Genomic DNA, 23,784 nt, shown 5'->3' on the forward strand with positions numbered 1-23,784 from the left:
ACTATTCGCCGCACTCCAAAACGCCATCAAGCGTTGTGGGAATTACCTTGGAATGCTTGGCAACAGATATGTCAGCCCGGACATCATCATTGATCTTCTTTCCGCAGACAACGAGAAATCTCGCACGCTTTAAAAGATCCTCCGACATCTCGCGACGCTTCTTTTCGCCATCCGGATCGTCTTCTCCGATGATCCCTGAAAATGCAAGTACCGGACACAAAGGAAGGTATCCTGCCTTTACCAGCTCGCCACAGTATTTCCTTGCCATATCTTCCGCATCGACGCGGTTCTTCGGCCATGCAGCCGTAACATATGCTCTGGGTATCGTTCTGCTCATGGTGCACCTCCTATAAAAGTTCATAGGCAGAAAACTCCTGCCCGTCTGCAACAATAGTGATCAGCCTGCTCTCAAATTCCTTGCTTGCCTCATCGAACTCGTCACCGGATAAAAAGCCTAAGCCTTTTCCGTCATACTTCATGATGAGTGCGGAGCCGATAAAGCATTCACCGGTACCGAATTTAAGGATCTTGTTTCCGTTGATCATCATGAGATAATCGGTCTTACCCATGTACTCTCCATGACCAACCTCGGCAAGTATATCCAGAATACGCTGGGCCTCCGAAGCACCGGCGATCCTCTTTTCACCGTTGGTCCCGATGATCAGGGCTCCTTCCTCTTTCTTCTTAAATCTGTTTTCTGCAAATACTGCTCCGTCATTTACCGGATCCAGTTCTATGGTTACATTCAGTGTTTTCAATTGATCTTTCCTCCTGTTAGATTCTGCCTTCGGCCATATCGTTGTTGACCCAGGCTTGGTAATAGCTCTGCATGGTAAGCGGAGCATTATAGATAGTTGCAAGCAGATATTGCTTGATGTTTCTGACTTTTGTAGGGTTATTCTTAAGGCATCCCATGACATATTCCACGTGCATACCATTCAGCTTCATAAACTGAGATTTCACTACATTAACAGGCTTATCATCTCCTGCAATACGGATGGTCTTTCTCTTGGAACAGATCACATCCAGCATCATGTCCAGGATGGAATCCAGGATCTCCCTGTCATACGGATACCGCTCATACAAAACAGCCATATCAAGCTGCTCTATAAGGTATTCACGATAGTCGGATCTCTCATCCTTATCCACATCCCTTCCGGATAGGATAGGATTGATATCACTTATATCAGTATTATTTATCTCAGTATTATTAGAGTATGAGTCGCATACTTCCGCAGGTATGTCCTGCATACTTCCGTGAGTATGTGTTTCATACTTCTGTAGGTTTGCATCCCATACCCGGCCAAAGTTATGCACATAAAGCTTTGTTGGTTTTCCAAGCCCCTGCTTCTTCTGCTCTACAAGACCGAAATTAACAAGTTCCTTCAGGACCTTGCATGATTTCTGATGACAGCGGCCGAGAGCCTGTTCAATGCTTTCTATAGTCATATAGACATATACATGTCCTTCTTCATCGATCCATCTGTTTTTCTTGGAAAGCTGGATCCGATCCAAAAGGATTCCATACAAAAGCTTTGCATCCGAAGACAGTCCCCGGAATCTTTTATCCGTACAAAGAACCTTGGGAGTTCTGTAGAATACATAGTTTTCCGACTCCTCCGGATAAAAGTAGTCGAACTGCATGGCATCACACTCCTTCAGTAGCTGCTTTTCTGGCTGCCCTGTGCTCGTTCATGATCTTGGCGTAGCAGGGAAAACAAAATGCTCTGTCCTTCCCGTAAGGGCACTCATGCTTACAGTTGCTGGGATGTGCGTTCGGGATCGGTTTACCGAGAACCGAAGTATAAAAATTCCCATATCCGGCAATGACCGGCGTATAACATTTATCTGACATATCTGTTCCTTTCCGGCATAAAGAAAGCGCCAAGCCGGGGAACTTCCCACAGCCTGACGCCTTAAGCCTCAAACGTTTGATTTTGGTTTCTGCTTAGAGCGCTTCGCCGCCCTTGGCCTTTGCACCCTTATCGATGGTTTCCTTCTTAGGAGCCTTTGCGACTTCCTCTTTCTTGGCTTTCAGTTCACCAAGAACGGACTTCTCGCCTTTCTCCTCAGCGTGTTCCTCCTCCTTTTCAGCCTGGCGTGCTACGAACTTTTCTCCAAGCTCGAAGATTTTTGCCTGACTGTCATAGTGGTAAACGCTGTCGGTAAGCTTATCCGCAGGAGCAACCTGAGTCGCATTGACTTCCTTTACCATCGCCTCAAGATCCTTAAGCCCCATCTCCCCGTTATCAGGAACGATGAGGACCTCGTGGATACTCGAGGGTAAAATGTAGAAGTCTCCGCCTGCCCTTTCAGCTGCCTGATCCATGAAGTTCTGATAAGCAAGAACTCCGGCTCCGTGTACCTTGTCGGGTACCGTTGCAACGAAGATCTTCTCATCTTCAGGAGCCACCGGGTAAAGTCCCATCATCTCAGCCTGCTCAACTCCCATCATCTCAGCCATGACTTCGCTCATGCCCTTGATCTCGACGGGCTTGATCTGAGGCGCATTCTCCATCGCATCAGCGTGAAGCTGTTCGGGAGTAACGCCCATGTTTTCAAGCAGCTGGTTGGTAACCAGGATGGATGCTCTGCCTTCATCATCGGAATTTAAGACGAAGCGATATACAACCGCCATATCTTCCATGTTCTGATGAGGTACGGTTTCAAGCATCTCCTTATTGGCTTCCGCAGAAACAACTTCCATCGCAAGCTTCTCTTTCATCTGAGAGTAATCAGATAAGGAATCGATATCGAAGTCAGGTCTCTGAGTGATGCCGCTGTTCACGACCTCAACGGCCTTATCTACGACTTCATCGTAGGATCTGCCGTTTTCCATCGCATCGTAGAACTTGTCGATCCCGATGTTCACTCCGATGTTGCTGCCCTCCGGCGTGACCGTTACAGCCTCGTAGCTTTCGTTGAGCTTGTTTACGGTGTTGACCGAAACCTTTACATCAGCGCCCTGCTCATCAAGCCTGTCCTTTAAGTCCTCTACGAACTTCTCTTTGAATGATTCATAATCCATAGTGTGTTTTATCCTTTCGCTTTTTGTGTCGGCTCCGGATCGTCATCCTCGGCCTTGGGTTGATGGCATGAAAAAAGCGCCAGGCTCACAACCTCTTTCGAAGTCGTGATCTGACGCTCATCATTACCGGTATTCTTTTGCAAAAGAAAATGGACTCGGCGGCTCGGGTGTTTTTGTTTTCCCCGTTCGCTTTGTCCATTGTAAATATAACACACTTATTTTGAGAATAAAATACTCAAAACCTACCACTTTCCTACCAAAAACCTACCGAAAACCTACTTTTTTAATAATTTTGCAAGATAATGCCCAATATCACCATCAATACATATACTTCTATCTTCTAGTTCTCCGGGGCAAAAGGCTTCACCATAGTTTAAGCAGGCATATACCGCTTTTTCATTTGCCAGCGTCATCTGCCAAAACGGATACTTTATTATTACGGGCGTATTAGCACCTACTCCAAGCTCCAAATACAGCACATGAAGATTTTCATGTCTGCGGATAAAATCTGAATATGACGCAGATGCCCTATGCCATCCTCCATCCTCGACAAAAGAATCATCAGCTCTCAAATTCATAGTCATATCAGAGCCGTCATCAGGACACTTTGGAATCATCTCAGAAGGAATTTCCATCAGTAGCTTACCATCAACCGGTACCTGAAATACTCCCTGATCATCTCTTACAAAACCTTGTGATTCCATAGCTTTCATTACCCACTCTTCATTATCAAAGGTTTTCTGAATAGCAGGATTCACGCTCTGAAACAAACCATAATCACCCTGAGTATAGAACAATCTTTTCTTATCGAATCCGGCTCTTTGAAACTGGTGATCTACATTTGTTGTGATAACAAAATAATCCTTATCGGAAACCATCTTAAGAAGATCCCTATACACTGGCTTTGGAGCATCAATATATCTGTTAAAATAAATATGTCTTGCCCACCAGGCCCAGCGTATTTCTTCGCTCGGAAACAGATAGAAACCACCTGAATACATATCTCTTATTCCAAATCTTTTGGCAAAGTCATAGAAGTATTTTTCAAAACGCTTGCCGCTATATGTTAAGCCAGCAGATGTTGATAGTCCCGCTCCTGCTCCAATGACAATTGCATCTGCTTCCTTGATTTCATGCAAAAGCCTTTTTATTTGCTCTTCTTTGCTTCCCTTACCATAGGACATATTTCTACTAAAGTATCTCACGGCACTCATCCCCTTATTTATTGTTTCCTGATAACCGTTCGGCATATCATCATATAAGTTTTTCATAAATGGCCTTATCTTCATCTTTGAAAACATTGAATATCACCCTTTCTACCTTACCAGGATTATCACTGAGCCATTCTGATACAGTCTCAACGGCAATCTCAGCTGCTTTTTTGTTAGGAAAATGAAATACCCCTGTTGAAATACAGCAAAAAGCAACGCTCTTCAGGCCATTTTCAGCACACATATCCAAAGTGTTTCTATAGCAGTTCTCCAAATCCTTTTCCAATTCAGGAGTAAGTTTGTACTGGACAATTGGTCCTACTATATGAATAACTTTCTTTGCCGGAAGATTATACGCTTCAGTGAGCATTGGAACGGCGGTCGGCTGTTCATAGTCTCTTCCATATCTGATTCGAAGTTCATTCATCTGCTTGTAGCACTCAGCTCTTAATTGCACTCCTGCAAAAGTATGGATACAGTTATCTATGCATGTATGCATCGGGACAAAACAACCGAGCATCTGCGAATTAGCTGCATTAACAATAGCATCCACCGAAAGTCTTGTGATATCTCCTTGCCAGATAGAAAGTCCATCCCTGATAACCGGGATGTCTGATAGATTCACCACACCCTTTTCAGCCGCTCTCTCTAATAAATATTCATCCTGTACTTTCATTACTTCAGAGGACAATTCTTTTGGCATACGGATGTTCATAAGCGACCTTAAGATTCGTCTTTTATCTTCCGTACTATTTGGAGTCTGTAATTCCTTATATTCATCTGAATCTGCCTTGAACTCTTCTACAAGATAATTAAGACGTTCGTCCTGTTTTGTATTCTTTGACATAGCTTTCATCTCCTAATTATCGCCCCGGTGGGACAGGCGCTCATACAATTACCACAGTGCAGACAATGTTCCTGCTCTATGACATACGGAATCCTGGCTGTGACAATACAACTCTGGGGACAGACTGATAAGCAGCTCCCACAACCGATACAATCATCTTTAATAAAATATCCTTCATGCCTTATTTCTACTTTTCCAATGGTAAAGGATGCCCTTTCTATAGGTTTCTTTGACAGATCGAACCACTCACCAGTTCCCTCATATATCTGAAACACTGTTAGTGCCTTCATGGATTCTTCCGTCGGATAAATCTGATGCATGTATGGATTTTTCTTAAATAGCTCCGGTATCTTGTCATGTCCAAGGTCTCTTACTTTACCACGGATGGATACTGCAACACTTGACATGGTATCCTCACCTTTCATCGCCGTAAGCGCAAGAAACTGTCTTTTTATCAGTCTGTCATAGAATCCTTTTCCTTTCGCTGTAAGGAAATATAAACTGTCATTATCATAATCCATCATATCTATAGCAGCTGTAACAGGTAGTCCTTCATCATCTACCGTTGCCACAATAGTTGTATGGATTTCTTCCACTATGTATTTCAGACATTCCTTAGTTTCCATATTCCACATCCTTCTAAAAAAAGACTCTGAAGCAAACACCTCAGAGTCTCATTGTTAAGCTTCTTTTGCCAACAGTTCCTGCATTCCGGATCTTAAATCATTAAGAGTGTATTTTTTCATCTCTGTTTCCATCGCTTCCTGGATGTTTTTCAATTTATCATCCAATAGCGAATGGATATTCCTACCAACAGGGCACTCTGGATTTGGTGATTCATGAAATCTAAATAAATCTCCATCCTCCAAAGGCTCAATTGCCTGATACACATCATAAAAAGTTATATCTTTAAGCTCTCTTGTAAGCTCTATTCCGCCTGTTCCTCTGATAACATTTATTAGCCCTGCGTTCTTAAGCTGAGTAAGTATCTTTCTAATGATGACAGGATTCGTATTTATACTGGCTGCAAGAAAATCGCTCGTTACCTTGTGTTCATCCTTAAATGTATCCACACATGTAAAAATATGAAGTGCAACCGTAAATCTGCTTGATATCTGCATTTTTAATTCCTCCTGCCATCATTTTACTTCGTGACAGATGTAGTTGCAATGGTTACATTAAAACTTTCCGTTTTCATTAGCCCATGTAGACTTATCAGCTACTGTCTCCATTACATCCCAGTGCTCTGCGATAAATCCGTTCTCAACACGGAACAGATCATAGTAGGTTGTAGGTACACCGCCAAAGGTTCCTTCCGAGCAGGCAAGAGCATAATCTCCATCTGCAAGAACCATATGTGTCTTGTTGTAAACCATCGAAATACCTTGCTTAGCCATAGCTTCAAGTGCAGCTCCAAGACCGGAAAGACCATCTGCTATTGCTGTGTTATGCTGAATGTACTTGTCTCCGTCATAATATGAAGTAAGCTTATCCGGATTCTCCCCGCGGAGTACATCGCCTACAAATCCGGCAACAACATTACGTGTCTCTTCCTTGTCTACATCTTTCTTCTCAAGAGTTCCATCAATCTGAGTATGTCCTGAAGGATTAGGAGCTGCCTTGTCTGCCAGATTATCCCAGTGCTCTGCAATCTTACCGTCTGCATCGAATCTGAAAACATCGAATCCGACCTGCTCTCCTGCTCCTGCAAAATTATATACTGTCTGAAGGAAAACCTTATCTCCATCCTCGAATGCACGAATGTTATTAACTGTTGTTTTTACAGGTGCCTGTGCAAGTCCTTCAACTGCTGCTACAAATGCATCTGCCCCTGTTCCAAATGCGAGGTTATGCTGAATATAACCTGGTGCAAGAAGTTCCTTTGCCTTTGCGGTATCTCCTGATACGAATGTTCCGATGAGTGCTAATGCTTTTTCCTTATTTGTCATGATTATTTTCCTTTCTGGGCTCTGCCCTGCGAGGTAATTATCCTCGAATGTTAAAAAGTTCATTGTTGTAACCGTTGCGGTTGCATCTGATGATGTTAATATAGCATTGTTTTATTGTAATGTCAATGGTTACATCAAAATTTTTTCAAAAAAATTTCCAGGTGCAGATAAACACCTGGATTTAAAGCAAAACAACTATTCAATAATAGGTAAATCATTATCTTCCGGTATAACTTGCTATGCACCCTGTATTCCTTTCTCTAACGTATAATAACGGCACATTTCTTCAAAAACGAATCCCATATATAAATGGATCTGCGGTTTGACAACCTTTTTATAGTATCGTAAACTCCATCTCGACATCTGACATTTCTGCAGGAAGATCTCTTTCACCCACCACATTAAGAAGAGGAAAGCCCGATGCAGACAGATGTACCCTGTGGAAAGCGCTGCAGCGGCAGTTGTATTTATCTCTTTCCTGGGCATGATAGGCTATCATCAGCCTGCCGTCCATATCATAGAAAAATGAATTGTGGCCGGGTCCAAGTATACCTTCTACAGACTGAAGATGAAGAACTGCCGTAGGCTCCTTTTTCCAGGAAGAGATATCCAGAAGATCCGCACCGACTTTTACCTTAAGATATCCCACAACATAAGCCGGTCCGCAGGCATCACCACCTGAATATGAAAGATATACCGTATCCCCGGATATCAATGCATAAGGTCCTTCATTATTGATAGTACCCGACTGATTTTCCCAGCCGTATAAAGGCCTTGATAAAAGTACCGGTTCTGATGTGAGTACCCAGGGCTTTTCAGGATCCGTGGTTGCGATATAGAGCATGGATCCCGTATCCTTTGGCGTTCCGATACCATAACGGTACGACCATGCCAGATAAGCCTTTCCTGCCGATTCAAAATACGTCATATCAAGTGTGATACCGTCCTCTGTAAGGAAGTGATCGTTCATCCTCTTTACACGTATGGGATCTTCCCAGTCTTCCGCACACATTATATTCCCGCCTTTCTTAAGACGCATCATGTGGCACTGGGGCCCCCAATTTTTATTGCTTACGGCAAACAGTATATAAAGCCTTCCGCCTATCACATGGAATTCCGGAGCCCAGAATGTCTGACAGAGTCCCCTTTCCTCATCATAATCAAGGATTATCTTTGTCTCGACATCATCTGTAAATAATCCGTCAACGGTATCCGCACATCTGACATATAGACCTATATCGTTTACGTTATCATTCGTTGCTATATAGTACCACTTTCCTTCGTATAAGAAGATCACCGGATCTGCAAGTCCCACTGTTAACGGAAAACCGGTATCTATCGCCTGCATATGTCCCGTTATCCTGTACCTTCTGTTTCCCATATCTCTAAGAGATTCGATGCTCCAGTATACAGGCTTAAGATCCTCCGATCCGTCCGAATAGATAACTCTGACACGGATATCCTTTAATTCTTTAAGGGAATCAACCCTTACATCTTCGGGTACGGAAACACTCTTAACTTCCAAAGGTATCCAGCGTTCACTAACAGCAGGAAAGAGCTCATCCGGGAGCTCTATGCTTTCAGAAGCCTCAGGACCAACAGCATCCGCAGAGCATTCTTCAAAGTTAACGAAATCCTTTGTACTCCAGGCAATGATACTTTCTTCTCCTGACGCAACCGGCTGTCCTTCCTTATCGATCACTTCGGCATAAATAACATACCCGTCGTCTTTTTTAACCACAAGCGGATTACGTATCCCTCTTTCATCCAGAGTGTTGTCTTCCTTTATCTTTGCTTTTGCAAATAAAATACCGTAATCCTGGTTAAGGACTGTTTCCTTCCCGTCACTGCATACCGCAAAATGCACACTGTTTCCAAGCGCTGCGGGGTAATTCTTACCTGTCGGTTTTCTTGTAAATACTCTGAGTGTAAACATATTCCCTCCTAGAATATTTCCGCTACTTCCGCGCCTTCTTTTACGAAAGCGATGAACTTATCTATCGGTGCTTCGCATTCAATCCACTGTCCGCCTTTGACTATCGCCTTGCTGTTCACGTCCTGCCAGCTGCCTTCCGGAAGATATACTTTCCTTGATATGCAGCCCTGCTCAGTGATAGGAGCAAAGAGTATATCTTCACCAAACATATACTGGTCCTCAAGCTCATAGCATACGGGATCCTTATAGTAGTCAAAGAACATGGGACGCATTATGGGCTTACCTTCCTTTGATGCGATATCCATATACCTGCATATATAGGGTTTAAGGCGCTCACGGAGTTTTACCAGTTCAGCCAGTATCTCATAGTTTTCATCACCGAAGCTCCATATCTCATTTTCGCCTCCGGTACGTTCCTTTATCCCGGGGAAGCGCTCTGTCTGCTCCGGTGTACGGATCCTGGCACCATGCAGTCTCATTACAGGGCAGAACACTCCGAACTGTGCCCAGCGCACTATCAGCTCACGGAAGTATTCACTCCTGGTATCCCCGGAATGAAAACCTCCTATATCACTGTTCCACCAGGGTATGCCGCTCATTGCCATTGAAAGGCCTGTCTTCACGCTCATGCGCAGGTTTAAGAATGTGGATGCTATGTCACCGTTCCATACAAGAGATCCGAATTTCTGGCTTCCCGGATATGCTGCTCTGGTAAGTACTATCACTTTATCCTCTCCGGCTTCCTTTAATCCTTCATAAAACAGCTTACTATAGTAATAGGGATAAAGCATGGCCGTCTGTGCACCGTTTCCTACATAGAACTTAAGGTTTGAAAACTGCTGGGGATGGACCTCCGGCTCTGCCTCATCCAGCCAGAAATTATGTATCCCCTTATCATAGTAATTCTTCTTAACCTTATCCCATACAAAAGACCGTGTCTTAGGATTAGTCACATCAATAAAGGTCTGCTGGCCGTAGAAATCAAAAGTTCCGTACTGGCCGCACTCGGTACGCACCAGCATGTTCCTGTCATTCATCTCGCGGTAATTCTCACTTGCAGGATTTATGGTGGGCCAGACTGAGACTATGAGCTGTATTCCCATCTCTTTAAGCTCCCTGCACATTCCTTCCGGATCAGGCCAGTACTTCGGATCAAATTTCCACTCGCCCTGCTCGGTCCAGTGGAAATAATCTATAACTATGGCAGCCAGGGGAACTCCTCTCTTCCTATATTCCCTTGCCACGTTAAGTACATCTTCCTGGCATTCATAACGCAGCCTGCTCTGCCAGAAGCCTGCTGCCCATTCAGGGAACTCAGGTGCATAGCCCGTAAGCTCACAGTATATCTTCATTACATCCGCGGGCGTTTCTCCGGCATATACCAGATAGTCCGCCTGATAGGCACTGTCTGCCACCCACATGATATGATTCTTTGTGGTCTCACATCTTCCCGGCGCGGGATTGTTCCAGAAGAAACCATAACCTAAAGAAGAATATACAACAGGCACTGCAGACTTGGTATTATAATGCAGCAGGTTACAGCTGCTGCCCTGCCTGTCGAAGAAATCCTCCTGCTCCTGGCCCAGTCCGTAGAAATGCTCTCCCGGATTGGATTCAAATATGGCTTTAACCTGATAGTTATCTCCTTCAGTATGGATATTCCTGCAGGTATAATCACCTTCATACTTTGTTTTAAGTATGGGAACATTATCGCGGTAAAAGGTTATTATCCCGCCGTACCAGGGTGTGCCTGCATCGACACTTACAGACATGTGTCCGTTTTTAAGGACTGCTTTCTTTTCATCACCCTCGATGGAGAAACATGCTCCTTCCTTTGCCGGCAGAAGCGTCCAGTTCTCATCCGACAGTCTGCTGTTTTTCGTAGAACGGCAGCGGATACAGTCCGGTCCGTATGGTTCAAATACAGTCAGTTCATCACGTCTTTCAAATATGATACGGTCTTTTTCTATAGTGATGCTCATAAGTTTTCTCCTTCCGGGATACTTTTGGTAACATTATATTGTTGTTGCATCGCAAAAACTTTAATATTTATGTTATCAGCTTGCACTATTTTGCTTTTTTCTGTATCATGATAACTATGAGAAACAGGATTCCATCACATACTGAAAACATCATACATAAAACCGGCTCCAGCCCTTTCTCTCTGCATCATACGATAATAAAGCCAGATCTTAATAATGCCCTGTATCTTCATTGTCATCCGGAGGCTGAATTCTTCATAATGGAAAAAGGGAAAGTTGATTTTTATGTTGAAACCGGTCACTATAGACTCAAAGAAGGTGACGCGGTATTTATCCCGCCCGGTATGCTGCATAACGCGGTTCGATGTGAAGGTGACAGAAAACTCATAAAATACTCTGCGATCGTATTCTCCACAGAGCCCATGGAACGCTGCTTTCCGTCCGCTTCAAGTCCGTATTTTGAAGGCCTCGGTTTACACAGACCGGAATGCATCTATACCGCAATGTCCGAAGAAAACAAAAATAAGAAACTGCTCTCCGTGATCCGGGAGATCTTAAGATACCGTAAGAAAGATGTTACTTCCTGTGAGCTGACCATTCAGGGACTTTTGTTTGTATGCTGGCAGGAACTGTATAATCTGCACCTTTCAAAGATAAACTCTGCAACCGGTGACAATGCCTTATCAAAAGATCTGTTAAGGAGCATGGACTATATGCAGATGCATTACGCTGAACCTTTAAGCCTTAAACAGTTATCGGAAATATCCGGTTACAGCGAAAGCTACTACTGCCACAGTTTTCACGACTATACCGGCGCCACGCCTTTTGAATATTTAAACCGCATACGTATAATCAAAGCCTGCGAACTCTTAAGCACAACAGACAAAAAAATAACCGATATCGCTTCCCTGGTGGGATTCAACAATATCAGTTATTTTAACAGGACATTTACTAAAGTAATGGGCGCCACCCCGTCAGCTTACCGAACTGTAAGATAATCTTTCCACAATATCTGCTTCACTTATAGGTGTGTTCTTTTTCTGACACTTGCTTTGGGTGTGAACGATATATTCAAAACCATATCCATCCCTTCTGCAAGCCTCTGCAATAGTTTAATGGAAGGATTTCTTGTTCCGTTCTCCAGCTTGCTGATCTCTGTCTGGGCGATACCTGTTCTCTCAGCAAGTTCTTTCTGTGTCATATTCTGTGAGATGCGAGCGTCTATAATAGCACGGATCCTTCACTTCAGCCAATGCATTTTCATAATCATCATCACCTGCATCCGCCGGTAAATCCAGGTTCATCAGAAGCATTGCACATATTAAGCTGATATAACCTCCAACAACTTTTCCAAGCTTGTTATCATAATTCTCAAACCTGTAGTACCGCATTTCCTTCCTCCTTTTTGCGAACAAAAAAAGGCGGCTACAAGACTCTTAAAATCTCATAGCCGCCCTTAGGCGCTAAAACAATATATTTTTTAACTTCCGGGATAAAAGGCTATGCCCTCATCCCGACAAATTTGAAGTTATCAGCTTTTATTTTTCAGCCAGAAAAACACTTCTGTAATGCTCACCCTTAGGAATCATACCCATTCAAAGCTGTCTTTTCCCGCTCCCAGCTCAAAGTGGTATTTCACAAGACCTGTATCCACACCGGTAAAGATGCCGTTATCGCAGGAGATAGATACCTTATTTCCTTTACCTTTGATGGTGAATGCCTGTTTTGCCAGTGCGGTAGGTGCCAAGAGTGCTGCTTCAATGCCGTTCTTAAACCACTGTGGTGCTTCTCCGTCGTATGAACTGACCTGTTCTGCTGTCTTTGTCTTATGTGGAACACCTTGTGTCTGGCCATAACCAACAGCGATGATTCCTACGGGCTTTGCACCTTCGATTTTTTCCTGTGCTCCTTTTCGGTTATAGGTTCCGCCGACCCACCATGTATTCAGTCCCAGCGTCTGTGCGTAAAGCATCAGATCAGCTCCACAGTATCCACACAGTTCATCTGCACCATCAGGCCCGGCCATGATAAAGAAATTGTTGACCCCCTTAGCGAGGATCAGTTTGATCACACCGGGAACAGCACTATCATCATTGGTCATCAATTTGATAGATAGTCCATACTGCTCATTATTCTCTCTTACCCGATGATTCAACTTTTCTACGATATCCTCCGGAATAGGTTCATCAGTGTACTTTCGAACCATATGACGTTCTTTCATTGCCTGCTTCATATCCATGTTATTTACCTCCTCGCACCTCGGTGCCTGTTTATAAGAGAAATGAATATTCCTACAAATCCCGAGTTGTCTTGCTCGATAAAACTGGAAGTTAATCGTACTACAGTATCGAGGAAATGATCAGATATCCATCCAACAGAGACAATTTATCAATTTATATTTCTTCAAACAGCACGTTATGTATACTTCTTATTCATAAACTTACCACTTTCCGATACACATGGTCATTTCTTTATCACTGCGATCGCACAGGGCATTCTTCCTTCAACAACATGGTACTCTACTTTATCGTATCCCATATCCGTAAAGAACGACTTGTATGAATCGATGTCAAACTGCTTCTTGAAATCTGCTCCCAAAAGCTCTATGAATTTCACCGCCAAACCGGCCGACTTCTTTGACATATTGATATATGTTGGTATGATTATCCTCCCGCCGGGCTTTACAACCCGTTCAAGCTCTGTAAGCGTCTTTCCCGGATCCGGTAATAAATGGATCACATTGCCGGCAACCACCTTGTCAAACCGATCATCCCCACACTTGATGTTTGTGATATCTGCTTTTTTAAAACGCACATTACCGTATTTCCGGCATTTTCTTGCAGCCTGTTTAAGCATTCCGGGCGCAAAATCCGTTGCTATAAGTTTCCTGCACTTTTCGGCAATGCAGGCAGTGATTGCTCCTGTTCCGCAAGCACATTCTAGGACCACATCCGTAGGATCGATAAATTCAGCAACCTTTTTCCCGGTACCGGAATACACCTTGTGATTATATACATTTTCGAATAAGTCATATAATGGTGAGATTTTATCCCAAAACATATGAATCCCTCTCTTCTGTTTTTCTGCTGAATTTCCTTCTATAACAGAATGAACAATCCCAAATACATAACAGCTCCGGCAATATTTCCTTTAGCGGGAAGTTTTGTAGGTGCTAAAAGCACCATCAGCGGCAAAGTATTTAACACGCATGCCCACTGAGGAAGCGATGTCCTTCCGGTTATGACCATAACAAACAAAGTAACAAGAAATATAAGCAACCCCAGATAACCCACTATCATGGTTGCTATTGTCTTTTTTTGAAATTCCATCACAGTTTCTCTAGCTTCATCTGTTCTTCCAAGTCTTACATAAAGCCACTCAACCAAACCGCATATTATGTGATGAACAACGATCGGTATCAGAAATACAACCGCAGAGATATACATGATCACAGATGCTGTTTGTGAATACTCTGCCATCCATTTGCTTAATTCCAAATAACCAAATCCAAACATGGTAATTGCAAATACGCCTAGCATTATGGAGATAAGAGACCACTTGATAGGATAATCCTTAAATACCTCTCTCATCCTGTCAGAAGACTTAAGTGCCCCTTTCAGATCCAGCCTGCCGCTGGGTGAGTATGATAGCAGACAATCACATATGCCACACAAAATGTGTCCAACAAATGCAATAAACAATACTGTTTTTAACATGTCAATTCTTCCCCTTCAAAAGTTTTATCCACTTTCTCTGTCTATGGCTGTAAAAGAAATTCGCCCATATCCATATGAAGATTGTTTTCCATCCGGCATCTATATCGACCTTATCCGTATATCTGCATTTGTTTCCCGATAATTCTTCGAGGATGATCTCATGATTCCATGTCGGAACATGCTCGTTTCCTTCATGTGTATAGATCCCTTCATCTGATCCAAAACGGATCACGTTGATCGTATGGGTTCCGAATGGGATAAAGCCAAAGAGCCGGAACTTAAAGCGTGAAGTACTTCCAACCTCCCAGGACATATTGTCAGTTCCGTCCAATGGTGTAAACGTAGCATATGGATATGCGATATACTGGAGTGTGCTTAATTTCAACAACTTAGCAAACACTTTCTTTTTGCTTACAGGAAAGATACTTGTCTTTTTAACAGTTTTCAAGATATTCACCTCTCTGCACTTATATCGATCCTTCTTTTATGTATCCATACGACTTACGTATCCAGATACTCGATGATCTTTGCAGCATATTCCGCGCTGTGCTCGTGCAGGTATTGACCATGCCCCATATTCTCAAATTCAACTACTTCCATTTGGGGAAGATATTGCTTTAACAGTCCCGCGCTTTTCCTTGGATACGGTTCATTAGAACCATACCAGAATACGGTCTGACCGGTGTATCGTCTGATCCCTTCCGGGATATCATATCGGTACACATATTCACACACATTAGTGATCGTCTTTTGAGTCACTCTCGTATAAAGCATCTCGACCACGCTGTTATTATCTTTTCCCATGATGCGATCCATCAAAGGCTTAGGGATCTTCTTTCCCCGCTGCAACCGTGATATTGCTTTGCAGAATATATTCTCGTACAGCTTTGTAAGAACTCCCATCTTTGTAAGAAATGCTGCATCCAGCAGCACCTTGGAGATCCTGACGTTGCCCCGTCCGACTATCTCCACCGCCATGGTGCCTCCCATCGAAAAGCCGGATAGACAATACAATTCTCCATTCAGATTCTCCATAATGAAGTTTTCGATCTCGGTGCAGTTATCGGCCAGGCTCTCCAGTTCACCCAGACTGTCACTATGCCCGTCCACCTCGGCAAGAATTACATAGTAGTCTTTTAAATACTCCAGCAGCGGTCCGTAACAAAGCTTAGCTGTGGAAGCCATTCCGTGGATGAACATCACCGATTGATTTTCTTTATCTCCAAAGGTCAGAAAATTCATTTATCGTCTCCGCTCTTTATCTAAGTAATACTCCCACGCCGGCACTTATTGCCCCGACTACAGGACAGAAAACAGCCGGCCACAGGATCAAATGTTCCGGCAGACCCAATTTCAGAAGTTCATTCTTCGGCTCGTAAAAAGGATCTCCTTTAACACCGTCGGCATGAAGCTTCGTACCCGTAACTTTCAGCAGCATATAATCCAGAAAAAACAGATCTCCAAGGCTGATAAACATCATCTCAACATAGGCAGTCCAGAACATATTCCAGAATCCCACGATACCCGCCTGCCATGTGCTGAGAATGATCCAGACAAGCAGTGCAGGATACAGTGTGCATATCATGATCAATGTATGTCGTTTTTCTTCCGCTGTCCTGGCTCTTGCCTTTTTCTGCAGTTCCTTCGGAAACATTCCAATAAACGAATGAGGCTTTAAAAGCCAGAATACTGCTACATAACTGTTGAAGACCGCGCTCATCGCAACTCCGTCAAGTATCGTTCTGAACCAATTCATCTTTTATCCTCCGATCAACCCTTTGGGATCCATGGAATACACCTGTTTACTTTCCTGCAGTACTCTGTATATTCCTGACCATACAGGTCTTTAAGCCATTTTTCTTCCGTATTGATCAATACGATCGTCATCTCCAGCCAGAACAAGACCGGCAGGATGAACAGACAATAATTATGAGCTATGCATATTGCTCCTGTGCAGGAAAGAAGAAACAGGCAATAGCAGGGATTTCTGACAAATTTATAAGATCCGTTCGTCTTCAATTGATTTGCTTTGATATTGTCCTTAAGGTTTCCATGCAGATCTGCTCCAAAGAACAAAGCAACCCCTTCAAGTATCAGCAGAATACCGATAATCAGTAATAATATCCTGGCCGAACCATTTTCGATCGCACCTGGGATAATTCCCCGGACAGACATCCAGATACCAGCGACGGTTAAAACAGCCATGGGCCAGCAAAGCATCGGACCTATTCCATATACCGGCAGGTGCTTTTCCTCTTTCTTTCCCATAAGTAACGCTCCTATGTCCTATGAAATAAGCTCTTCATCATGCAAGATGATCCATATGCGCCACCGTAAGCGCGAATATCTCCGCCACATGTTCATCATCCAGGGCATAATAAACTTCCTTACCGTTTTTTCTTGATCTGACCACGCCGGCTCCTTTCATTTTGGTGAGCTGGTGCGATATTGATGATTTTGTCATAGACAAGACATTCGCAATGTCTCCGACACACATTTCATTCATAGAAAGAGCCGATACGATCTTACATCTGGTAGGATCACCGACTATCTTAAAGAATCCTGCCACCCGCTCATAAGCCCTGTCCGGGAGCATCCTTTTTCTCGTTTCCTGTACCAACTCCGGATTTATTGGATTGCAATCACAGATATACTCATTCTTTGCCATTTCCTCGCCTCTTTTAATTGAGTGATTATTCAACTGTCTGTATTATAGTTGAATGTACGCTCAATTGTCAAGTATTAAATTGCGCGTTTTCAATTCCTTCATGATTTCGATCTAGAATAATATAAAAACCGGCATCAAATCCATTTCTGAATTCTTTGCCGGTCCTCTGCTTTTCCTTCTTTCGATTGTAAGTCTTTCCGCTCGGTACGCTCCTTGTCACGGGATTAAGTTCTCCCCAGGTGCGTCTCTGCTTTGCGTGATACTCGCGCTGCGCTTTTTTACTTCGCTTATCCAGCGAAACATACTTGTTCATGACTGTTACCTCCATAATATATTTGGTTGCCCACCCATTATATCGGATGGGCAGCTGTCTGTCATTACATCTGTAGGTCTTTATGATCCACTCCAATTACAACATGCTTATCTTTTCAAGCATGGAACTGCAAAAATCCTGGACTACAACTACTGCCATCAATATAGCCATAATGCCTGCAAATATAAGTGAATAAAGGAACAGATCCCCCCACCTGTGAATAACGATACTATAAATAATAGCTGCTCCAATGATTAATGTAAGCAGCCCCACTGCCCATTCTGTCAGCTTCATTGAAGTTTCTAGTGCCCAGCTAGTAAAAAACAGAACAAAAGCAACCGGTAACAACAAAAGTTTTAGGATTTTTCTTAATATGAACATATTAACCGATCCTCCCTTCTCGTAGCTCATTCATCACCTTATAGGCGATCAAACGTAAAACATATTCCGGCATGGCTCTCCTGCCAAGTTCCCACTCCTGCATGGTCCGATATGGTACACCCAACCACGCAGAAAAATCAGTCCTGCTCATACCGGACTTTTCCCTGATCATTCTGAAACAATATGCCAAACGACGACGTTCTGCATCCTTGTCGCTCTTATCGTACTTTTCTACTTCAATCTCGATTCCTTCGAGGTTATATTTTTCCTTCTTCATAGGCACCTCCTCTGTAGTCAATGCGTGTGCTTCTATCTTTATTATATGTAGTCATTGACTACATGTCAAGGAATATCCTGCGGAACAGAAAAAGGAGTCGCTCCCGACTCCTTACTTCTGCTTTTCCGCTTGTTTTTTCCGCTTGTCGCTTGTTTTTTCCGCTTGTTTTCGCAAATTCAAGCGGAAAACCCTAATCAACCCCCCGTTTCATCATTCTTTTTCTTCCACTCTTCCAATAATAAGAACAGCACCTTCTCCATCTGAGATCTGGTATAGAACGGTGGGAAGTATTCCTGCAATTTCTTCTTGGTGATCGTGAGCTGCTGAAATCTGTTGCTCTCATCCTTGGGGGCATTCTCATTCAGGATCCGCATGAGTTCCATCTTAGTGATGGTATCATTTTCCTTCAGATAATCTCTCAATGCAAAGATCTGAAACGTCTTGCAGATTTCATTCTCACACATGTACTCGTAAAGCATCTGCTGAACTTCGTGATCCAAGAAGGAAACTTCCACAGCTGTAGCAAGTGCCAAGGCTTTCTTATCTACCAATTCCAAAATCGGAGGAATGAGTTCCACCAGACGAAGATACCGATGCAACTGTCCACGACTTTCACCCACTTTATCCGCAAGTTCATCATCAGCCCGACCTTCCTGCAACTTCGTCCCAATTCGGGACGAAGTTAAATCGCTTCGCTGGCCTTGTCTGCGCATAGCATCATAACGCATCTTGTATGCAAAAGCCTTCTCGCTCGGAAGAATCTCTTCTCTCTGCAGATTCGAGTCCACCATGGCCAGTACAGCTTCATCATCATCGTACTTCTTTATGATCGCAGGGATCCTTTCCAATCCGATTTCCTTAACTGCAAATAACCGTCTGTGACCGGAGATCATTTCATAATCTCCGTCTTCAAGCGGTCTGACTGTTACCGGAACCAACACACCATTTAACATGATGCTTTCCACAAGCTCATGCATCTTTTCATCATCCAGGACCTTAAACGGATGATCCTTGAACGGCCGGATCTTTGCAACTTCGATCTCGTCACAACCGGCTACTGAAGGAACACAGAGCAACTCATCAACGGATGTCATTTTGATCTTCTGTCCAACTCTCTTAGCCACGATCCAACACCTCCTCCGTTAATGTGCGATACGCAATAGCTGCTTTTCCTTTCGGATCATACTGATAAATGCTGGAGCCTTCTGCACTGATCTCTGCCGCACGAACCGAAAGAGGGATGCAGGTATGAAACACGCCGATCTGATTCGAGTAAGTATCTATTACAAGCTGTGAAATATCCCTGGCATAATTCGTCCTGGCATCCACCATCGTAAGCAATATCCCTTCGATTCTGAGATTCTTATTTAGTCTTCTCTGGACACGGCCGATGGTTTTGATAAGCTGTTCCAACCCTTTTACAGGAAGGTATGCCGCCTGAACTGGAATCAAAGCACTGTCCGCACAAGCCAGGGCATTGATCGTAAGCATACCCAAAGACGGCATACAATCGATAATAATATACCTATAGTCATATTCCGCTTTGAGATATTCAACAATACTTCGGAGCATGACTTCCCTGCTCATGACATTTACCAGATTGATCTCAAGTGCTGACAATTCGATATTGGCCGGAATAAGATCCACACCTTCATCATGCTGAATGATGGTCTCATTGAGAGACAGTTTCTTTTCTTCCATCACTTCTGATAACAGTGTAGACAGCGTATATTCAAGACTGTCCGGCTCCCTATATCCCAGACTGATCGTCATGGAGCCCTGTGGATCTCCATCGATCAATAAAACCTTGTTGCCCTCTGCAGCCAGTCCGATCCCAAGATTTACAGCCGTGGTGGTCTTTCCGACACCGCCTTTTTGATTTGCAACTGTGATAACCTTACACATGATCTTTGCCCTCCTTAGTTACTTTCCGGATCGCCGTACATTACTTCAATGTACTCGTCCAGTTTTTCAGTATTCACAAGACAGATACGCTTGATGCGGTATACTGCCTTAGCTTCATTTGCGAGATCCATAAATGAGTGGATCCCCATAGAATAAAGGATCGCGCCCTCATCATATCTAACCCATTTCTTCTTGCCATTTTTGAACTGAGCCTTGTAATTATCCAGTCTCTCCTGTTTACCGGGATCTTTTGATCTTCCTCTTTCCATATCAGCTTTCTCCTTCCACGCCTTCGCAATTGTTTTCCAGATACTTTTCGATCAATTCCAGATCGATGACCACGTTCTTCTTAATACGGATATTCGCCCCTGCTTCTTTTGCCAGTTTCACGAATGAGTAATAGTTCATGGAATACATCCGTGCTCCCTGGGCATAGGAAACAAAGTTCCGTTTCTGCTCATCTATAAACCGGTCAAGATCCGGTCCTCTTCTTAATGTCCGAAGAAGTTCCTTTTTTCTTTCTTCTTCCCGCTCTTCCTTTGATCTTTTCGCCATGATCATGAGCCTCCTTTCGAATGAAAAATGTTTACAAGTTGCCCAAAGCACGAAAAAAGGCACCTACTCTAGATTTCTCTAAAGTAAGTGCCTGTGAAACCATCCAAAAGCTGTCCTCTGGATAATTTACCTGTTCAATTTACAGCCAAATCCGTGCTCTACATCACGTTCCGTGACGATGCACGAAGCATTTTTCCACTCTTACATGAGGCTTCAAGAGACCTCACTTTTCGGCTCAGAAAACGCGACTTTTTGCGTCTACATGCCGTTGTCCATACTTGTCCGTAGTGTGACGAAGCGTGACAAGGAATGACAAGGAGCGACGAAATTATAGGCTTTTTAACGTCGGGAATGACCCGAGGTGTGGGTCATACTCACTCAAAGCCAGTAAATACCGAACAATACATTTTCCCCAAATCCGCTTGGGGAGTGCATTGGCGAACATCTGCAAATAACGATTAATGTTCAAAAATTGGTCAATGCCCATGTTCCTGCTGTTTCAAACCCTGATGCTGACTCACCCTTTGAAGTCGATGCTTTTAAGTTGCGGCCCCTACCCAAGGTCGGTGCCATACTTAACCAAAGCCGCATGTTAGCGGTAAATGTGACTCACTTATGCTCTTTTCTACCGAACAATGGGAGCCAGCAGAGTTAAAGGTTCTGTATTCATTTTTTAGTCATCTGACTTTTTTGTGGTCAGAACTGTTTTTACTCCAGTGCGCTTCTTAGAAGACGCCATTCAGCTTTGTTGCAAGCTTCGTGAACGATTCCTTGTTACGTCTGGGTGAAGCATCTGCGTAAATGTCATATGTTGTCACTACGCTCTTATGCCCCATTACTGATTGAATAACCTTTGGATTATCCTCAACCTCACAGAGCCTTGACGCAAATGTATGTCTCATGTGATGACACGAGAAATGCGGAACAAGCAGAGGAGTTCTTCCTTCCTTTGCCGCGCTGAGAGTCTCGATCTTGTTGTACTCATTTCTGATTCTCTCAATCGCATCATTGATGGTCTGTGGATTAGGTACACCGCCAAAACGGTTCTTAAAGATGAACCCCTTCATTCCGTCAATCACGGTCTTGTTAAGACCTCCGTCTTCAAGCTGCATCTCTTTTTCAAGGATGAATGCTTCTTTTACGACTTCCAACATCGGAACTACACGGGTACCGGCTTCGGTCTTCGGTGTTGAAAGATGAAGCCTTGATGTGCGGTTCTCACCTTCAGGATAATATACAAGACTATGATTAACCTCAATTTCCATCTCATCGAGATCAATATCCTGCCATCTTAACCCGACTGCTTCACCCACACGGAGTCCTGTTCCAAGAAGTACTGTGAAGAGCGGCCACCAGTGATAATACAACGGATGAGCTGAAACAAAATCCATGAATGCGTGGCTTTCTTCAACTGTCAGTGCTTTTCTTCTTCCCGTATTTCCGCCAAGTCTTTTTGATACTTCCATGATGACTTTATCTGACGGATTCTTCCTTATTATATCATCCCTCACCGCAAGCTCAAAAGCCGGATGAAGAAGTCCATGAACTGTACATACAGTGTTAAGGGAAAGATCCCTCTCTTTTAATAGGAAGAAATAATACTGAAGTACATCAGAATACTTAACGTCAATAAGCCTCTTCTTTCCGAAGTCATCTCTTACGAAATGATCGTAGGTATACAGGTAGTTACTTCTCGTGGATTCCTTTAAGTCCACCTTTGTTGACATGTACCTGTCAAAGGTTTCGTTGATGGTTGCACGACCAGCAGCGTAAATATCAATGCCATCAAGCTGGTCTCTTTTTAAAATGTCTTCTTTCCGGCGGAGTTCCTGCAGATCATTGGCATATATCACTTTTCTTCTGCCAAGCGGGTCAGTGTAACCATATGAATATCTGTTGTCACACTTCCTGTAGTTCTCACCTTTATAGAGACATCTGTTCAAATGATCTTTTCTTAAACTTGCCATGTTACCTCCATTAAATGGACCAGGCTATATCAAGAAAGATCCTTGTTCAGCACATATTAATTATGACTCCAAAAATACGTCAAAGCAAGGACCATTTCATGTTGTCCTGGTCTTATTCGTCCTTTATCTGACTCTTCCAGTTCTAAAACTGAGGAGGTAGTTTTCAAGTACCTGTGCATCGATCCTTACTGTGTTCGCATTCTTCTGACAATATGCTCCACATTCCTCTGCGTACTTCCTAATAGTTGTCTTACTCTTTATCCCGAAATACTCCATGCACTCTTTGTATGTGAAAAGCTTCTTCACCATTGTTCTTGTTCTTTCTATTCGTTCTGACTGGTAACTCATAAAACTTCTATGCTCCTTTTTTCAATAAACTGTATTTACTGTTAGTGATTATCCAGGCCTTGGATGCTTCCCTGATTTCCTTTTTAGCCCGGTAAAAACGTGACTTAATAGCTTCCGTTGAAACGCCTTCTGCTTCTGCAGCTCTTGAGATGCTGTTCTTCTTATTTAGATACTTTACGTACTGCTCGTACTCATCCCCCATGGAATCAACCACTGCACTTATGACACCATAATCATCACGCATGTCCTGCAGGGTTATTATCTGCGCCTTGTACTTGAAAAAATTATCTGTTCCTTTTAAGGCTGCCATGTAATTACCCTGTCTGATATACTTCTGAAGGTCTCCGTTTGATGAGCCTTCATTTCCTGTGGGATCTGCATGCCCTGAAGTCTGGACTCTCACACCAAGCTCCTTGTTCTCAGCGCATCTGTTATATCTGCGCTCTCTCTGGATGTTAGTAATAAGTCCAACTTCAAAGGCATTCATCATCCTGTCCAGTCTTGAGAAATGTTCGATAATGAAATCGATTCTCTCATCAATCCCCAGCATCTGATAGATATCTACGAAAGTAACTTCTTCCTTAACCCCTTGCATCTGTCTTCACCTCCCATTGGAAAACCGCATATAATCTGAAGCTTTTTTGTTACCATATCTATCTTATGCCAGGAAAAGCGCTGCCTCCACGGACAATTTAGACGCG

At 43.4% G+C, this 23,784-nt stretch carries 32 protein-coding genes and 1 pseudogene; 1 reads left to right on the forward strand and 32 read right to left on the reverse strand.

The window, feature by feature from the left end; translation table 11 throughout:
* Nucleotide 1 precedes the first annotated feature (1 nt).
* The 12 genes from ACHCNF_RS08615 to ACHCNF_RS08670 all read right to left on the reverse strand — a co-directional run bounded on the left by ACHCNF_RS08615 (nucleotide 2) and on the right by ACHCNF_RS08670 (nucleotide 10,953).
* Nucleotides 2–337, reverse strand: a complete 336-nt coding sequence (locus tag ACHCNF_RS08615; RefSeq protein WP_408069412.1) for a DUF7768 domain-containing protein — start codon at nucleotides 335–337, stop codon at nucleotides 2–4.
* 10 nt (nucleotides 338–347) lie between these two features.
* Nucleotides 348–758 (reverse strand): hypothetical protein, encoded by a 411-nt coding sequence (locus ACHCNF_RS08620; protein ID WP_408069413.1) that lies wholly within the window; start codon nucleotides 756–758, stop codon nucleotides 348–350.
* Nucleotides 759–774: 16 nt separating this feature from the next.
* Complete coding sequence (locus ACHCNF_RS08625) at nucleotides 775–1,644, reverse strand: DUF6017 domain-containing protein (RefSeq protein ID WP_408069414.1); 870 nt, start codon at nucleotides 1,642–1,644, stop codon at nucleotides 775–777.
* A 4-nt stretch (nucleotides 1,645–1,648) separates the two neighbouring features.
* Nucleotides 1,649–1,855 (reverse strand): hypothetical protein, encoded by a 207-nt coding sequence (locus ACHCNF_RS08630; RefSeq protein ID WP_408069415.1) that lies wholly within the window; start codon nucleotides 1,853–1,855, stop codon nucleotides 1,649–1,651.
* Between the two features lie 93 nt (nucleotides 1,856–1,948).
* Nucleotides 1,949–3,028 carry a DUF5688 family protein gene (locus ACHCNF_RS08635; protein WP_408069416.1) on the reverse strand — a complete coding sequence of 360 codons (1,080 nt, stop codon included), beginning with the start codon at nucleotides 3,026–3,028 and terminating at the stop codon, nucleotides 1,949–1,951.
* A gap of 275 nt (nucleotides 3,029–3,303) precedes the next feature.
* Nucleotides 3,304–4,299: an SIR2 family NAD-dependent protein deacylase gene (locus tag ACHCNF_RS08640; protein ID WP_408069417.1), complete on the reverse strand. Its 996-nt coding sequence runs from the start codon at nucleotides 4,297–4,299 to the stop codon at nucleotides 3,304–3,306.
* Complete coding sequence (locus tag ACHCNF_RS08645; RefSeq protein WP_408069418.1) at nucleotides 4,283–5,086, reverse strand: protein-ADP-ribose hydrolase; 804 nt, start codon at nucleotides 5,084–5,086, stop codon at nucleotides 4,283–4,285. Before ACHCNF_RS08645 ends, ACHCNF_RS08640 begins: the two co-directional genes overlap by 17 nt.
* A gap of 5 nt (nucleotides 5,087–5,091) precedes the next feature.
* A complete protein-coding gene (locus tag ACHCNF_RS08650) occupies nucleotides 5,092–5,712 on the reverse strand; it encodes a 4Fe-4S binding protein (protein WP_408069419.1) in 621 nt (206 codons plus the stop codon).
* Between the two features lie 54 nt (nucleotides 5,713–5,766).
* Complete coding sequence (locus tag ACHCNF_RS08655) at nucleotides 5,767–6,207, reverse strand: Rrf2 family transcriptional regulator (RefSeq protein ID WP_408069420.1); 441 nt, start codon at nucleotides 6,205–6,207, stop codon at nucleotides 5,767–5,769.
* A gap of 57 nt (nucleotides 6,208–6,264) precedes the next feature.
* Nucleotides 6,265–7,035, reverse strand: coding sequence for a nuclear transport factor 2 family protein (locus tag ACHCNF_RS08660; RefSeq protein WP_408069421.1), 771 nt, complete (start codon nucleotides 7,033–7,035; stop codon nucleotides 6,265–6,267).
* A gap of 334 nt (nucleotides 7,036–7,369) precedes the next feature.
* Nucleotides 7,370–8,971: a family 43 glycosylhydrolase gene (locus tag ACHCNF_RS08665; protein WP_408069422.1), complete on the reverse strand. Its 1,602-nt coding sequence runs from the start codon at nucleotides 8,969–8,971 to the stop codon at nucleotides 7,370–7,372.
* Nucleotides 8,972–8,979: 8 nt separating this feature from the next.
* Complete coding sequence (locus ACHCNF_RS08670) at nucleotides 8,980–10,953, reverse strand: glycoside hydrolase family 31 protein (protein WP_408069423.1); 1,974 nt, start codon at nucleotides 10,951–10,953, stop codon at nucleotides 8,980–8,982.
* Nucleotides 10,954–11,069: 116 nt separating this feature from the next.
* On the opposite strand from ACHCNF_RS08670, the gene ACHCNF_RS08675 reads away from it, so the two are divergent.
* Nucleotides 11,070–11,951, forward strand: coding sequence for an AraC family transcriptional regulator (locus tag ACHCNF_RS08675; protein ID WP_408069424.1), 882 nt, complete (start codon nucleotides 11,070–11,072; stop codon nucleotides 11,949–11,951).
* A 23-nt stretch (nucleotides 11,952–11,974) separates the two neighbouring features.
* On the opposite strand, the pseudogene ACHCNF_RS08680 reads toward ACHCNF_RS08675, so the two are convergent.
* The 20 genes and pseudogenes from ACHCNF_RS08680 to ACHCNF_RS08775 all read right to left on the reverse strand — a co-directional run.
* Nucleotides 11,975–12,190 (reverse strand): annotated as a pseudogene (locus ACHCNF_RS08680) (helix-turn-helix domain-containing protein); the annotation flags it as partial.
* Complete coding sequence (locus tag ACHCNF_RS08685; RefSeq protein ID WP_408069425.1) at nucleotides 12,132–12,344, reverse strand: hypothetical protein; 213 nt, start codon at nucleotides 12,342–12,344, stop codon at nucleotides 12,132–12,134. The gene ACHCNF_RS08685 and the pseudogene ACHCNF_RS08680, both read right to left, overlap by 59 nt.
* Nucleotides 12,345–12,538: 194 nt before the next feature.
* Entirely contained in the window at nucleotides 12,539–13,192 is a 654-nt protein-coding gene (locus ACHCNF_RS08690; protein WP_120685604.1) for a nitroreductase family protein, read from the reverse strand.
* A gap of 224 nt (nucleotides 13,193–13,416) precedes the next feature.
* A complete protein-coding gene (locus tag ACHCNF_RS08695) occupies nucleotides 13,417–14,070 on the reverse strand; it encodes a class I SAM-dependent methyltransferase (protein ID WP_408072215.1) in 654 nt (217 codons plus the stop codon).
* Nucleotides 14,052–14,669, reverse strand: a complete 618-nt coding sequence (locus ACHCNF_RS08700; protein ID WP_408069426.1) for a DUF6796 family protein — start codon at nucleotides 14,667–14,669, stop codon at nucleotides 14,052–14,054. Before ACHCNF_RS08700 ends, ACHCNF_RS08695 begins: the two co-directional genes overlap by 19 nt.
* Before the next feature lies 1 nt (nucleotide 14,670).
* Nucleotides 14,671–15,117: an Rv1443c family protein gene (locus ACHCNF_RS08705; protein ID WP_408069427.1), complete on the reverse strand. Its 447-nt coding sequence runs from the start codon at nucleotides 15,115–15,117 to the stop codon at nucleotides 14,671–14,673.
* Nucleotides 15,118–15,170: 53 nt separating this feature from the next.
* The gene (locus ACHCNF_RS08710; RefSeq protein WP_408069428.1) at nucleotides 15,171–15,911 is read right to left on the reverse strand and encodes an alpha/beta fold hydrolase; all 741 of its coding nucleotides are present in this window, start codon (nucleotides 15,909–15,911) and stop codon (nucleotides 15,171–15,173) included.
* Nucleotides 15,912–15,927: 16 nt separating this feature from the next.
* Nucleotides 15,928–16,425, reverse strand: a complete 498-nt coding sequence (locus ACHCNF_RS08715) for a hypothetical protein (protein ID WP_408069429.1) — start codon at nucleotides 16,423–16,425, stop codon at nucleotides 15,928–15,930.
* Between the two features lie 14 nt (nucleotides 16,426–16,439).
* Nucleotides 16,440–16,937, reverse strand: coding sequence for a methyltransferase family protein (locus ACHCNF_RS08720; RefSeq protein ID WP_408069430.1), 498 nt, complete (start codon nucleotides 16,935–16,937; stop codon nucleotides 16,440–16,442).
* Between the two features lie 37 nt (nucleotides 16,938–16,974).
* The gene (locus ACHCNF_RS08725; RefSeq protein ID WP_408069431.1) at nucleotides 16,975–17,337 is read right to left on the reverse strand and encodes an ArsR/SmtB family transcription factor; all 363 of its coding nucleotides are present in this window, start codon (nucleotides 17,335–17,337) and stop codon (nucleotides 16,975–16,977) included.
* Nucleotides 17,338–17,404: 67 nt separating this feature from the next.
* Nucleotides 17,405–17,650 (reverse strand): hypothetical protein, encoded by a 246-nt coding sequence (locus ACHCNF_RS08730; protein ID WP_408069432.1) that lies wholly within the window; start codon nucleotides 17,648–17,650, stop codon nucleotides 17,405–17,407.
* A gap of 96 nt (nucleotides 17,651–17,746) precedes the next feature.
* The gene (locus tag ACHCNF_RS08735) at nucleotides 17,747–18,031 is read right to left on the reverse strand and encodes a hypothetical protein (RefSeq protein ID WP_408069433.1); all 285 of its coding nucleotides are present in this window, start codon (nucleotides 18,029–18,031) and stop codon (nucleotides 17,747–17,749) included.
* A gap of 1 nt (nucleotide 18,032) precedes the next feature.
* Nucleotides 18,033–18,308 (reverse strand): helix-turn-helix domain-containing protein, encoded by a 276-nt coding sequence (locus ACHCNF_RS08740; protein WP_408069434.1) that lies wholly within the window; start codon nucleotides 18,306–18,308, stop codon nucleotides 18,033–18,035.
* 194 nt (nucleotides 18,309–18,502) lie between these two features.
* Nucleotides 18,503–19,432: a ParB/RepB/Spo0J family partition protein gene (locus tag ACHCNF_RS08745; RefSeq protein WP_408069435.1), complete on the reverse strand. Its 930-nt coding sequence runs from the start codon at nucleotides 19,430–19,432 to the stop codon at nucleotides 18,503–18,505.
* On the reverse strand, nucleotides 19,425–20,213 hold the full coding sequence (locus tag ACHCNF_RS08750; RefSeq protein ID WP_408069436.1) for a ParA family protein: 789 nt from the start codon (nucleotides 20,211–20,213) through the stop codon (nucleotides 19,425–19,427). Before ACHCNF_RS08750 ends, ACHCNF_RS08745 begins: the two co-directional genes overlap by 8 nt.
* 14 nt (nucleotides 20,214–20,227) lie before the next feature.
* A complete protein-coding gene (locus ACHCNF_RS08755; RefSeq protein ID WP_044959236.1) occupies nucleotides 20,228–20,482 on the reverse strand; it encodes a DUF6462 family protein in 255 nt (84 codons plus the stop codon).
* A 1-nt stretch (nucleotide 20,483) separates the two neighbouring features.
* Entirely contained in the window at nucleotides 20,484–20,768 is a 285-nt protein-coding gene (locus ACHCNF_RS08760; RefSeq protein ID WP_408069437.1) for a DUF6462 family protein, read from the reverse strand.
* A 725-nt stretch (nucleotides 20,769–21,493) separates the two neighbouring features.
* Nucleotides 21,494–22,735, reverse strand: coding sequence for a site-specific integrase (locus ACHCNF_RS08765; protein ID WP_408069438.1), 1,242 nt, complete (start codon nucleotides 22,733–22,735; stop codon nucleotides 21,494–21,496).
* Between the two features lie 123 nt (nucleotides 22,736–22,858).
* Nucleotides 22,859–23,083, reverse strand: coding sequence for a DUF6462 family protein (locus ACHCNF_RS08770; protein ID WP_408069439.1), 225 nt, complete (start codon nucleotides 23,081–23,083; stop codon nucleotides 22,859–22,861).
* Between the two features lie 7 nt (nucleotides 23,084–23,090).
* Entirely contained in the window at nucleotides 23,091–23,678 is a 588-nt protein-coding gene (locus ACHCNF_RS08775; protein ID WP_408069440.1) for a hypothetical protein, read from the reverse strand.
* Nucleotides 23,679–23,784: the final 106 nt, after the last annotated feature.

Source organism: Butyrivibrio sp. NATIVEDY162 (assembly GCF_045999815.1).
Lineage (GTDB): Bacteria > Bacillota > Clostridia > Lachnospirales > Lachnospiraceae > Butyrivibrio.